This is a genomic window from Alkalinema pantanalense CENA528, from assembly GCF_050753345.1.
GTDB classification, from domain to species: domain Bacteria; phylum Cyanobacteriota; class Cyanobacteriia; order Leptolyngbyales; family Leptolyngbyaceae; genus Alkalinema; species Alkalinema pantanalense.
The window spans coordinates 1-14770 of the sequence record NZ_JBLZFX010000124.1 but is presented as its reverse complement, the minus strand read 5'-3'; the positions used below and the strand labels follow the sequence as shown (position 1 = coordinate 14770).

The following is a 14770-nucleotide window of genomic DNA, read 5'->3' as shown; positions in this document are numbered from 1 at the left end:
TATCACTATTCTCAGTCCCGACTAGAAATTGGTTTCGGATTGTGATGTTGCCGCCATTGCCACTTCCACCAGAAGTTGCTGTAATTTGACTGCCGTGACGCAGCAAAATCAAATCACGGGCTTGGAGTTGGATATTGCCCCCTTGTCCTGAAAATGTCGAAGCCCGTATATTTCCGCTATCTAAAATGATTTGATTAGCTTGAATATTTAATTGCCCTGCGTCGCCAATGCCACGATGGTATACATTCACCATCCCCTGATTACGAATGATCAGTTGTTCTGTATTTAAAGTGAGTTCCCCAGTATTGCCAGTAGGACGATCGGGCAAGTTGTAAAATTGCTGCCCAATGAAATCTGAAAGAAAAGCACTAGTCGCGATCGAAGCGTAATTGTCAATCAAAATATCTTTCGCTTGAATGGTTAAATTTCCTGCATTTCCCGTCGCAGAAGTTGCACTCAGGATACTTCCCCCATCGCGAGCCGCTAGATGGGTGGTTTGCAAGATCACATTACCCGCATGACCACTCCCAAAGGTGAAACTGCCCAATGAGCTGGGGAGAATGGGAAACGGGTGATACCCACGCACTTCGATGGAATCAGCAATTTGCAACAGTACATCGCCCGCATTGCCTAAATTATTGGCTTGGGCTCGATCGCCTAAATTTCCGACTACAGGTAATGTTGAAGTCCCTAATCCGGCTCCCCCCTCCAGGAGCAGTCTGGGCGCAATCACCCTCACCGTTCCCCCATTACCAGCCCCAATGGTGCCACTGCCCAAGTAGCTGATTTGGTTGGGACGATCCGGACTTGTTCCACTGAGGGTAATGGACTCGCGAGCGGTCACGGTGACATCGCCTGCATTGCCCAAGCCCGACCCAGGAACGCCTGCTAACCGTGCGGTTATGGTTCCCACTTGCGCCCCATTAGTAAGGTTTAGGGTGCCTGTAGAAAGTTGCACAGCACCCCCATTCCCCCGCCCAAACGTATCACTGGCAATCCCGCTGGACAGTAAACTGAGGGGGCTAATTCCACTAGCGGTAATGTCTTCCGTTGCAGCAACCGTGACATTGCCGATCGATCCTGTTGCACCAAGTAAACCTAATGTCCCGATAAACCCACTATCGGTCAGTTGGATTCGCCGCGCAGCGATATCCAAATTGCCCCCTGATCCAGATGCATAAACATTGCTGCCAATGCGACTGCTACTGCTCCCGCTCGGGAAAAGGGGCGATTTGACGGCAACAGTCCCATGGGCGGAGATCGTCTCTGCCCGAACCTGAAGGTCACCCGCTTTACCAGCCCCCAAGCTCAGGGTTTCGATCGCGGCACCATCCTGCAACACCAGGTTACCGGTTTGAACACTGATACCTCCACTATTGCCACCGGCTCCCTGGCCCACAAAATTCACAATCCAAGCACCGGGAGCTTGAGCATTGGCATAGATGCCACCGAGAGTCAGCGATCGCTGGGCTTGAATCTGGATATTGCCACTGGTTCCATTGCCGATCGCTGCTGCTGCAATTTGAGATTGGTTTAAGACCACATCCCGTCCCACGACTTGAATCCCGCCAAAGGGAGTGGTCACCGTAGCCGGAGCCCACAACGACGATCGTTGGGTTAAATTCACGTTACCCAATTCCTGCGCTTGGGCATATCCCAATTGCCAACCCACAGATGTCTTAGCCAAGCCGACAGTCCCGTTAGTCACCGCACCTAATTCAATTCGCCCAGCGGGTGCAGTGACAACACCGCCAGAAAATGTGACATTCCCCCCCACTAAAGCGAACGTTTTTCCAGGACTGGCAACCATCCCTGGATTCGCAGTGGGAAACATCGCATCATTGCCTCGTCCCTGCACAGTGATTGTGGAAGAATTGCCCATTTGCAGGCCGATCGGTACACTCATCGTCAGTAGTGGCGGGCTACTAGGATTCGTTGCACTAAACACTGTCCCATCAGCAAACTGGATACTGCTAGCAGTGGTGCCAATAAATGAGCCACCAATATTTAGCGAGGCATTAGGGCCAAATAAAATGCCGCTGGGATTGAGTAGAAATAAGCTGGCACTGCCATTGGCTTTAATCAGTCCATCAATGTTAGATGCACTGCCTCCCGTCACCCGCGCAAAGATATTCTGCACATCCAGTGCATTGTTGAAAAAGGCTGAACCGCCCGTCGGCACGGACAATTGACTGAAGCTATGAAATAAATTGCCGCCCGATCGCCCGCCACCATCGATCGTAAAGTTCAATGCATCGGGGCTGGTTACCGTTGTCGGCAAGCTACCGTCCGGAATCACTTGCGCAATGGCACAGTCTACTCCTGACAGCAAACCCACGAAACAGCCCAACACACCCACGATCGACTGAACTTTCATCAGAGCACTCCAGACCCTTCTGGCATAGGATGCCCGGATACCGTTGCGTCTAGTTCAGTGAACTAACGTAATCTAGTTTTCCATCTTTAGAAGGCATGAGCCGTTTTGAGGCTGGAACCACTACAGGTCGCGATCGACGGTGGATTTACGGGTACAGGGCTAGCAACTAGAGCGATCGTGCCATCAGTATTCCGTTCAAACCCTGACGCTTGCACCAGTGTAGGTTCCGTTGTCGGTTTTTCAGCGATCGTGTTTGGCTGGCCACGATAGGCAGACAGATCGCGTAAGTCATTCCAAGTTCGATCGCCTGTCACTTGCTGATTAGGATTCTGGGGAATACCGCCTCGACCCGTTGCCACAAACTGACTACCTTGATTCGGAGTACAGCCTGTTGCAATCTTTTGTGAAGGATCAGTAACATTGACAGGTAATTCTGTTAGTCCTGCATTGGGATCAGTTCCGATCGTATTCACCTGCACATTTCCATTAATCCCAAAGTCTGAACTAGCCGTGATGTCATTCTCAGGCGTTAAGCGATCGCGATACTTTAAGCCAAATATGCCTTGAGTTGTAATATTAATATTACCGCCTCGGCCTTTAGTTGCATTGGCGATAATGTCACTATTTTCAATGCCAACGATAATAGGAACATTGAGAATAATGTTGCCCCCGTTAGCAGTCCCATAAGCATTGGCAGTAATCACACTACCGTGACGCAGTAGTAAAGTATTAGCTATCAGATTGATATTACCTTGGCTCCCAGCCGTTGCCTCAGCCCGTAATCTAGCGGCTTGGTCAAGGCGAACGTCATTCGCTCGGATAAAGATATTACCCGCATCTCCTAAGCCCTGACCACTGACAACAATTTCACCCTGATTGCTAAGCTGCAAATTCTGAGTAGAGAGGTATACGGAATCCGCATGACCTGGCCCTGTGGAAGAAGCGGACAATCCACTGGGACCTGTCGCATCTAGGGAATACAACAGGCTTTCTGCTGGAGTTCGACTGACCCCTGCAATATTGACTGATTGTGCTTGAATGGACAGTGTTCCAGAACGACCATAGGTCTCAGTAGAAGTTGAAATCCGTCCTCCATCCAGCAAGTTCAAAGTATTGACATTAAAGGTAATATCCCCCCCATTAGCCTGCCCCAAACTAATCAATTGCTGAGTGTTGAAATTATAATTGCCATTCGCAGAAGAGAAAAATCGGCTAGAAACACCCTTTGATGAACTTCCCGCGATCGTGACTTCATCAGCATTGACCAATATATTTCCCGAAGCTCCTTCTCCATAGGTTCCGGTTCTGATTCCAGGCCCGTTTAATACAGCAATCTGACGAACATTGAGAACAATATCTCCACCCTTGCCTGTGGCGTATTCCCGGTTACTCGTTGTCATACCTGTCAAGAAGGCAGGTTCCGCTGTTGCGGTTTCTCCTGTAACATTCAACCGATCGCTAGAGATGTAGATATTGCCTCCGTCGCCTTTGCCTCTGGCACTGGCACGCAGTTCAGCCCCATCACGAATATTGACCTCAGTTGCCTCGATTATGATATCTCCGCCTCTCCCCGATGAACCGAGAATGGTATTGGAGGCAAGAGTACTAATGCTGACCCGTTGCCTTGTGATTGGATTAATAGCTTCTCCAATAATATCTACTTTATCGGCTTTGACAATGATGTTCCCAGAATCACCTGCTCCTATTGATCTCAAATCAACGACTGCACCATTCGTCATCCGAAAATACGGGGCTTCAATGGTTACGTCACCCCCTTTGGCTGTAGCACTGAGTTGGGAGTGGGCCGCGATCGCAGTATTCGCAGCACTGGTAGGAACCCCCTGCAAGTCAACTAATTCACTGGCTTTTAAATAAATCCCCCGACCGGGAGAGGTACCCCCCGTATGAGAAGCCAGGATCGACCCTTGGGAGAGCGTAATTGCCTTACCTTGCAAAGTAATCGCTCCACCCATCAATCCACTGGTATTAACAGTACTTGCATTGAAAGTAATGTTATTGAATTGATTGACGCTACTGTAATCTAATTGAAACGGTTGGGTGGATAGCTTGACATTGTTGTTGGGAGCAACACTGCCAATAGACACATGCCCATCTACAATGGTCACTCGCCCTCTATTAAACGTGACATCATTCCCTACGAGTGCCATGGTCTTGTTGGCGGACAGCCTCAATTGGCTGCCATTAACCGTAATAGGAGCAGCCGTGTTCCCCATTTGCAGGCCGATCGGTGCACTCATGGTTAACAAAGGTGTTGCGGAATTGACGGCACTAAACTCGGTTCCATCCGCAAATTGAATACGACTCGCCGTCGTGCCAAGAAATGAACCCCCAAGATTCAACGATGCTCTTGGCCCAAACAGAATGCCACTGGGATTGAGCAGAAATAAATTCGCTGTCCCATTGGCTCGAATGAGTCCATCAATATTCGAGGCTGTACCACCCGTCACCCGCGCAAAGATATTTTGTACCGTCAGTGCGTTGTTAAAAAAGGCAGAACCACCCGTGGGTACTGAAAATTGGCTAAAACTGTGAAAAAGATTGCCGCCGATTAGATTCCCATTGTTAATTGTGAAATTATTGCCCGTCGAAGTGACTTGTGTTGATAAGCTACCGTCAGGTACAACTTGAGCCAGCGTAGGGATGGTGTTTACAGCAAGTAGGCCGATCGCCAAAAACGATGCATTGACCATTCTCCCACACATACAACCCGGCTCCTTGACCAATTAATTACACAAAGATCTTGAACAAACTTGAAGCTAGTCTGCCCTAGTCACCATGGTTAGGAACATCGTGGCTAATTTTGCAAGATTTAGCGGAGAATGAGACCTCAAACCGCTCGATTTCGCTGATAGTAGTCTTACGGATAGGCCATTGCAGCCATCTTAGCCCCCTGACTACAAGTCGCGATCGTCAGTGTAGTCACGGGCGTAGGGCTAGCAATCAGGGCGATCGACCCATCGGCCTTGCGTTGAAACCCTGACGCTTGCACAAGTACAGGTTGAGTTGTGGGTTTTGCGGCGATCGTGTTTGATTGACCACGGTAGGCAGACAAATCACGCAAGTCATTCCAAGTCCGATCGTGGGTCACCTCTTGAGCCGGATTCTGAGGCACTCCACCTCGTCCTGTGATCACAAAACTACTGCCTTGAGTGCCAGAACAACCCGCTGCGACTTGTTGAGTTGAATCAATCAGGGTTGTGGATAGCTCGACTAAGCCAGAGTTCGGATCAACGCCAACATTGTTGACTTCGACGCTGCCATTGATGTTGCGTTCGGAACTGGCAGTAATGTCGTTGGTCAGATCTGTTCTTGGGGTGAGGGTATCCCGGAATTTCAGACCGATAATGCCTTGGGTGGAGATATTAATGTTCCCGCCCCGTCCTTCGACAGCATTGGCGACAATATCGCTATTTTCTAATCCTACAATTATAGGTGCGTTAATTAACAAATTACCTCCATCGCCATCACCTTGCGCAGTGGCAGCAATCAAGCTACCGTACCGCATCAGAAGATAGTCTTGCAGATTTAAGTTAATATTTCCCCCATTACCAGAGGCAGTAGATGCAGAGATACTACCTTGGTTGTTAAGAAAAACTGAATTGGCGTTAATCTGTATATCTCCGGCTTTACCTGGGCCATCATTTTTGACACTGATAAATGCACCATCAAAAATGCGTAATGCTGGAGTATTAATGGTTAAAGCACCAGCATCACCAGTGGGAATGGGTGGTACTCCTATAATAGCTTGAGTGATGGGATCGAGAATCTCAGATGAGGAAGCAATGCTACTGCTGATGATTGAACCGGTCGCTTTACCTCTCACCTCAATGTAATCTGAAGCATTAATTCTCACACTCCCCGATCCACCCTGATATAGAGTACTAGATCCTAAACCTCCTCCATCTCTAACGATTAATCGAGATGTGTTAACCACTATGCTATCTGCATTACCAGTACCAGTCGTAGTTGAAGAGATTGAGCTAGGTGATAAAATAAAGGGGTTGTTACCGACGATTTCAATCAAGTCTTTGGCATTGATTTGCATCGCGCCAGTGTCTCCAGCAGCGAAAGTCAGAGAGTTGATACCAGCACCATTGAAAATTCTCAGTTTGTCTGATGAAATGTTAAGATTGCCAGCTTTACCAGAGTTAATCGTAGTTGTACCAATTAAAGAGGTCACACCCGGATCAGCCAAAATAAAACCATTAAGGTCAAGAGATTCTTGCACATCAATAGTTACATTTCCGCCATTGGCTGGGCTAAAACTTACCGTTTCAATTCGTCCACCATCTTGCACAGAAAGTTGATTGGCGGAAACTACAATATCTCCTGATGAACCTATTCCCAGGTTTTCGATTCTGATCCAACTACCCAGTCTTTTTTCTGGGATGCTACCTGTCAAATTCAATGTTTCTGTGGCTTGAAGAGTAATCCCTTTTGATTCTGCCCCTAAATTTTGCAGGAGCAAAGTAGAGCCTTCACTCAAGCTGATATTTTTTCCTTGTACTTGAATTGAACCATTGCTGCCACTTGCATCGAGCATGGATTTTTGGGCTAAATGGATGTTATTAAATTGCTGTATTTGGGAGTAGTCTCCTACCCATCCCGTAAGTGTGGCATTAAGTCCAACTTGCCCTTGTTGGACACTCCCTATTTCTAGATGTCCACCTCCGTTAGCTACCACAATTCCCCCTGAAAAACTTACCTCATTTCCAATCAATGCTAGTGTGTTGTTTGCTTTGACTTGTAAACCAGTAGGGTTTTGACTGCGATCTAAAGGTGTAAAGTATCCGTTGATGATGTTGTGTCCCAACCCTTCAACCGTAATCCTCCCTGGATTCTGCCCCATTTGCAAGCCGATCGGCGCACTTATCGTCAATAGTGGCGGGCTACTAGGATTCGTTGCACTAAATACTGTTCCATCGGCAAACTGGATACCGCTAGCAGTAGTGCCAATAAACGAACCGCCAAGATTCAACGAAGCATTGGGGCCAAATAAAATACCATTGGGATTGAGCAGGAATAAACTGGCAGTGCCATTGGCTCTCAGGAGTCCATCAATGTTGGATGCGTTCCCCCCCGTCACCCGCGCAAAAATGTTCTGCACATCCAGTGCATTATTGAAAAAGGCTGAACCGCCTGTCGGCACGGATAATTGACTGAAGCTATGGAATAAATTACCGCCCGATCGTGCTCCATTGTCGATCGTAAAGTTCAGGGCATCGGGACTGGTCACTGTCGTCGGCAAGCTACCGTCCGGAATCACTTGCGCCATGGCACAGTCTATTCCCGACAGCCAACCCACGAACAAGCCCAACACACCCACGATCGACCGAGCTTTCATCAGAGTACTTTAGAAACTTCTGATCTAGGATGCCCGGATACCGTTACGTCTAGCTCAGTGAACTAACGTAATCCAGCTTTCTATCTTTAGAGAGCATGAGCAGTTTTCATACCCTGTCCACTACAGGTTGAGATCGACGGTGTAGTCACGGGCGTAGGGCTGGCAATCAGGGCGATCGACCCATCAGCATTCCGTTCAAACCCTGACGCTTGCACAAGTACAGGTTGAGTCGTTGGTTGCTCGGCGATCGTGCTGGGCTGGCCACGGTAGGCAGACAAATCACGCAAGTCATTCCAAGTCCGATCGTCTGTCACTTGCTGATTAGGGTTCTGGGGAATACCGCCTCGACCTGTCGCAATGAATTGACTTCCTTGGGTACTGGAACAACCTGTCGCGATTTTTTGGCTGGCATCGGCTACATTGACGGGTAATTCTGTTAAGCCTGCATTCGGATCAGTGCCGATCGTATTCACTTGCACCGTTCCATTAATCCCAAATTCTGAGCTTGCAGTGATGTCATTCTCTGGGGTTAATTGATTTCTATATTTCAGGCCAAATATTCCCTGAGTTGTGATATTAATGTTGCCACCACGGCCCTTAAATGCACTTGCAATAATATCACTATTACCGATTCCCACAATGAATGGAGCATTTAACTCAATCTCTCCACCATTGCCCGTACCACCAGCAGTTGCAGTAATCTTACTTTCATTCTTCAATAATAGAAAATCTCGCACATAGAGCGCAACATTTCCACCTTCTCCTACCTTAGTGGATGCTGATATACTTCCACGATCGCTCAGTCTTAACTCATTTGTATAAATTTTGAGTTCGCCCGCATTGCCTAACACTTGATTAGCAACGAAAACAGTTCCATTATCACGAATATTGAGAGTAGGTGCATGAATTGTAATATTACCTGCGTTAGCCTGAGAATCAGGAATAGGTCTGACATCATATATTCTGGAAACAGCACCAATATAGCTTGGATTACTGATATTTTTCATGCCACTGACATCAATGGACTCCGAAGCATTGACAAAAAGACTACCTGCATTACCTCGATGCACGGTAGATACGGAAACAACCCCCCCATCCTGAATTGTTAGGGTACGAGTATCGATATAAAAATTGCCAGCATTCCCAACACCAAATGAATTAGCCGAGATTAAACTCACTAGAGCAGGATCATCCCCTGTACCAAGACTTGATACCCGAACTGTATCAGCCTTAACAAAGGTATCTCCTCCAGATCCTGTGCTAAATACTCGTGTCCCAACATTTCCGCCATTAACTACGGTCACATTTTGGGCGTTAAGAAGTAAATTTCCCCCTTTCCCAGAGCCATAGGTTGCAGCCAACAACACAGAAAATACAGGAAAAGCAGCAGTTTCACGTCCAGGAAAAACCCCACCGACCAAAACGTTGTCAGCATTGACCGTAATGTTGCCACCTGGAGCAGCCGTAAAGTTGCGCGTCAGAACATACCCACCCTGATCAACTGTGAGATTAGGGGTTGTGAGGACAATGTTACCTCCAGCACCTGTGCCTAGGGTTTCATTGATCAATCCACTCGAACTCCTAAAATCCGACGACATCCCAATAACATTCACGGCTTCGGTCGCCGTTACTCGGATATCTCCAGCCTTTTGACTCCCCAAATTTTGCACCGCAACGATCGATCCGTCTCGCAGACTGACTTGCTTGCCTTGGATTTGCACTGAACCCGATCGCACACCCTGCACAGAGGCTAAAGCCCGCTGGGTCATTTGCACAGTACCAAAGCTAGTAGCATTGGGGTAACTCAAGGAAAATCCATTGGGATTAGAGGTTAAGGTAACATTGCCTCCCATTACACTCCCTAACTCAATCCGCCCTCCCGGCGCAACCACCACGCCACCATTAAGGGCAACATCTCCTCCGACTAACGCCAAAGTCTTACCCGCAGCAACCTGCAAGCCATTGCTTCCGGTTAAACCGGAGACAATTGAGAAACCACTCAAAATCGTCGCACGACCCGCACCTTGCACATTGATAGGGCCGGGATTGGTTCCCATTTGCAAGCCGACAGGCACACTCATGGTTAATAGGGGCGAAGCCATGGTATTGCTTGCGCTAAATTGACCACCATCTTGAAACAAAACACTTTGGGCACTACTTCCCACAAAGGAACCGCCTAAACTCAAGCGAGCATTGGGGCCAAACAGAATGCCACTAGGATTGAGTAGAAATAAATTCGCTGTCCCATTGGCTCGAATGAGTCCATCAATGTTAGATGCTGTACCACCCGTGACTCGTGCAAAGATATTTTGAACCGTCAGTGCGTTGTTAAAAAAGGCAGAACCACCCCTAGGTACTGAAAATTGGCTGAAGCTATGGAATAAATTGCCGCCCGATCGTGCTCCATTGTCGATCGTAAAATTATTACTACTTTGAGAAACCGTACTGGGCAATGTACCATCGGGAATGACTTGAGCTTGCAGCGGACGCATCCACCCAAAACTGACAGTAGCCGACAAAATTAGAGCACTAGACAAGCTGAGATTCGATCGATGTCCTCCAACAAGTCCTCTCATTTTTGCACTTCCTTAAAGTCAGCCATTAGATTACCAAGCTTTCTCCAGTCTTCCCGGATAACATCAGAATTGACAGCTATGCTCGAAATTTTCACCAAAATGACCTATATTTACACAATTTTTATAAACCTAGTTCCTTTTGCTTTCAAAATAATTTAAATACTTCTCTATGGCCCTTCTAGGTTGCAACCGTGTCACCATCCCCCATCTACAGTAAAAACAGGCCAAGGAATTTCCTCAGCCTGCCTCGTTTATCCAGTGATTTTTGGAGAGTTGCCCAGCTTGGCCCCCGACAATGGGCTAGAACGGGGTGTAATTGACAGAGAAATACAGCCCATTTTCCTGGAGCGATCGCTTCTCACCTTCCACCGACACCAGCGGAATCCCCCAATCCAGCCGCACAGACAAGTTATTGCCCTGCTTCCAAATCAAGCCCAATCCAGCACCAATCAGCGTTTCCGGATCAGGGTTATCTTGCTTCGAATTCCAGCCTGTGCCGATATCGAGAAACGGCGCTAGTTGTATCAGCGTTCCTGATTTCGTCGATCGCACGATCGGGAGACGCAACTCCGCCGAAACCAAGGCTCCACTATCCGTCAGCAGCGCATCCTGACGATAGCCCCGTACCGTCACTTGTCCCCCTAAGCCCATTTGTTCCAGGGGCAACAGGGAATTATTCGTCAATTGCAAATCGCCCTTCAGCAAAAACAACGAATCGGGAGCCAACTGCCGCACCCACTGGGCTTGCCCCCGCCAAGAGGTAAATCGACTATCGGGCTGACCTTCGTTCGTCGTGGCCCCAAACCAATCCACACCCACACTAAACTGAGATCGCAACGCAAAGACATGGCGATTGCTACGCTGGGTATATTCTTGGAAAAAGCGCAGGGCCGAGACCTTCGTTTTCCCTTCCGAGTCCGCACCGGGCGACAGCGGGAACGGCCCAATGTTATCTAACCCCAGTTCCGTTTGGCTCTCCTGCCGCGAGAAACTAAAGCCCACCGCAAACTCTTTGGTTGGCTTTTGCAGCAAGGGCTGGCGGAAACTCAGGTCGTAATAGCGCGATTTTGACTGAATATCCAACACACTAAAGGGATCTTCAATCACCCGGTTCCAGGACGTTCCGTAGGAAAACGACACCGTGCCATTCCGAGGATTAACCGGCAGCAGGTAGCTTAAATCGATCGCGTTGCTGCCATTGGTGTTGGTATAGCCAAAGGTAATCGTATCGCCCCACCCCAATAAGTTGGCTTCCTGAAATTCCACCTTACGCCGGAAACTCCCTACACTGGGCGATCGACCATTGTCTAGGGAAAACGTGGCGAAAAAGGTTTTTGCTTCCTGAACATCCACCTGCAAAATGTTACTCCCAGGCCGTACACCCGTTTGTAAATCCGCCGAAACCCCTTGAATTCGGGGATCTAACCGTAGCATTTGCAAACTTTCGAGCAAATGATCGGTTTTCAGCGGTTGCTTCGCCCCCAGTTGAATCCGATCGCGGATATAACGCGTTTTGAGTCGCCGATTTCCCGTAACCTTAATTTCTTCTAATTTCCCTTCCAGCACCTCAATCGTGACCACGCCATCTTTCAGCGTTTGGGGTGTCACGATCGCGCCCGTTGTGACATAACCACTGTCGGTATACAGCTTGGTAATGGCATCCCGAGCTTGCAGAAGCTCCGCAAAGGTAATCTCCCGCCCCACAAAGGGAGCTGTCACCGTCGCAAACTGCTCCGGCTTAAAGACCGTGCTACCGACCACATCAATCCGATCGACGCGCACCTTGGCCGTCAGATCCTCATTACTCAGGGGATCGGTACTTGGCAGTTGCGGGGAAGGCAATTGTTCACCATTGCTGGGCTGGGTTGGCAGCACATCAGAGGGCAAAGGCATCACGGGAGGGAGGGTTTCAATCCGCCCAGGGGCCAGATTAGACGGCGTAGTTGGCAGTCCAGTACTTTGGGCGACATTTTGGGCGATCGCCACCGATTGTCCGCATAGCTGACTACACAGACCCAAAGTAACAGCCAGTCCAATAGACAACGGTGGAAGTGACGAAAGTTTGCGAGGAACGCTGTCCCATTCCTGACGACGGGTAATAGTAGCCATGCGACGGTGTTGAATCTTCATTGAAACATGCTTCCAGAATGCCCACAAAAATCCGGCAATCTGCACATTGCCAAGATTTAAATCCTTAACAATTAGCAACATTGAGTGACGTTACGGTTTACCCATCCCTCTCAAGCTTCAGCTTTCGGCTCCTTGATCGATCGATTCCTTGAGCGATCGATGACTGCTCCTAATGCCTGACAAACTTGGGCAATGGGTTCTCCTGAATCGAATTCCCTTTAGGCACTTGCTGTAGGAGTTGCCAGCCCCACCGACCAATCACTGCATTCGACAGCGATCTCACGATCGCAACCAACGAATAGACCCATTGGAGAGATTGCAACCATCGCCGATCGCTGGGCAATGACACTGCTATGGACGCCTCTGTTGGCCCTTCAGACTGAGCTTCCAATAGCGAATCCTGTACTTGCGAATCCTGTACTTGCGAATCCTGTACTTGCGAATTCTGTACTGACAGATCCTGTACTTGCAGATCAGATGATTGCCAAACCCCAACAAGCTCACCAACCGCGAGATTACCCGATCGATCGTCAACACAATCCTGTGAAAAATCCTCTAATCCCTGATCAGATAAGGAATTACCCAATTTTGGATGTAATAAGCTTGAGGAATTTTGAGGGTAATTAGAATCTAGATCGTTTCCTGAGATGTATTCTGGATGCCAGAGATCCTTATGTTTATACAATGAACTCCCACCAATTTGATAGTGAGTCAGTAACTGAAAGCGATCGGTAATCCCAGAGGGTAGAAGTCCTTGTTCAACTAAGCCCTGGACAACTTGATTGATCTTGTCTCGGATAGCATTCTTCCGAGTTTCAGATTTCTGAATTCGATCGTTCTTCTGCCTTTGAGAACTAGAATCCTCGATCGTAGATTTACCATACTGAAAGTAATGGCTATTCTCAATACATCGAGCCCATTCTTCAATCCGTTGCTTTAGCTCGTGTTGATGTTGGCACCAATCTTCATAACCAGGAAGCGATCGGGCAATGCGATCGACTTCAGTGACAAGATCTTCTCCAACTAACGGCTGTTGACCTGTTAAAACGTGGTGGAAAACATAGGTTCTTAAGGTAATTCGACCTAGCAATCGATTAGTTTGTCCCCGACCTGTCCAGCCAACTTCAATTTCTGCATTTAGGTCATTGAGAAACTTTTCCGCCTTCCCAGACAAGCGATGAATTCTCTGTTTCGCTTGCTTAAGAACTCGTTTGAAAACGAGCAGATCTAAGGAATTATGACGCTGACACTGCTGCCAAATTTCGACAAAACGGGATTGAGCATGGGACACTGGTTGGAAATCGCTATCCATTACATAAGAACCCACTTGCAACGGCAACCGATGGGCGTTAAATAAGCTGAACTCGCCTTCCACAATGTAGGGTTTAGGGTTCGGAAAAATTTCGAGCTGTCCTGGATAGACTTTAAAGCCATGGTTGTCTAAGAGTGTGGACACGACCAAGGCCAGCTTCCAACTGGTTTGGGCCTCATCCAAGGGCAAATATAAGTGCAACCCTTGGCTATAGCTAGAAGTAACGGCTAAGTAGGAAATTAGACCCAGCGGCTCTAGTGCTCCCATAATCCGCGCGATCGCCAAAGGATCTTGCTGCGGGTGGTAAGGACTGCCAATATCGATGTCCAGCATGACATAGCTGGTTTCTGACCCAAAGCGTACCCCGTAGAGAAATCCGCCCTGCTGCACCGCCCGATCGCTGAGGGGATGGCGACTTTCCGTTTGCCACTGGACTTTCTCGCCTGCTGGGGTGGGTTTGGCCCAGATGTAATCATAACGGTGGGGAAAGAGCGAGAGAAAAGCGTCATCCCACTCTTGAATGTATTGAAAATTGGCTCGGGGTGACCGAGGCCGCGTCATTTGTACCATAGCCAAACTCCAGATCTAGACAACTGCCCGATCGGAATAGGCGCGCACCAAAACAGAGGAACCTGACTAGCATTGCCAGTACCAGCAAGTTCACCCTAAGATGGAGACAGCACAGGTAACTTTGTCGCCCGCCAAAGCATAAAAGTTAACCTGATGTCCTATTCTCGAAACCCTTAAGAGCCTTCTCGTTGCTAGCGGGAGGGCTTTTAAGTTTAGGATTAGGAGTTACTCTTATCGCAATTACTAGAATTGCCATAGATAGAGCTATCACCAAATACCTCTGATCATGTATACCAAAGCCAGATCGATCGATCTGCCGCAAGATCTTGCCCCTCTGTAATCAAAATGATTACAACCTTAAGCATTAAAGTAAGCTAAGACCTAGCAAAATCAAGCATTTAAGAAAAAAGAAGGGGGGTGGGGGGCTAGAAATTTTGGGG

Annotated in this window: 6 protein-coding genes; all 6 read right to left on the bottom strand. The window is 48.3% G+C overall.

Annotated features, from left to right (window positions below):
* Positions 1 to 2377, bottom strand: a 2377-nt coding sequence (locus ACN4EG_RS24920; RefSeq protein WP_431632993.1) for a two-partner secretion domain-containing protein, incomplete at its 3' end; no start/stop codon positions are given.
* Between the two features lie 86 nt (positions 2378 to 2463).
* Positions 2464 to 5100, bottom strand: coding sequence for a two-partner secretion domain-containing protein (locus ACN4EG_RS24915; RefSeq protein ID WP_431632992.1), 2637 nt, complete (start codon positions 5098 to 5100; stop codon positions 2464 to 2466).
* 155 nt (positions 5101 to 5255) lie between these two features.
* On the bottom strand, positions 5256 to 7742 hold the full coding sequence (locus ACN4EG_RS24910) for a two-partner secretion domain-containing protein (protein ID WP_431632991.1): 2487 nt from the start codon (positions 7740 to 7742) through the stop codon (positions 5256 to 5258).
* An 86-nt stretch (positions 7743 to 7828) separates the two neighbouring features.
* On the bottom strand, positions 7829 to 10318 hold the full coding sequence (locus ACN4EG_RS24905) for a filamentous hemagglutinin N-terminal domain-containing protein (RefSeq protein WP_431632990.1): 2490 nt from the start codon (positions 10316 to 10318) through the stop codon (positions 7829 to 7831).
* 300 nt (positions 10319 to 10618) lie between these two features.
* Complete coding sequence (locus ACN4EG_RS24900; RefSeq protein ID WP_431632989.1) at positions 10619 to 12529, bottom strand: ShlB/FhaC/HecB family hemolysin secretion/activation protein; 1911 nt, start codon at positions 12527 to 12529, stop codon at positions 10619 to 10621.
* A gap of 88 nt (positions 12530 to 12617) precedes the next feature.
* Positions 12618 to 14330, bottom strand: coding sequence for a hypothetical protein (locus tag ACN4EG_RS24895; protein WP_431632988.1), 1713 nt, complete (start codon positions 14328 to 14330; stop codon positions 12618 to 12620).
* Between the last annotated feature and the right edge of the window lie 440 nt (positions 14331 to 14770).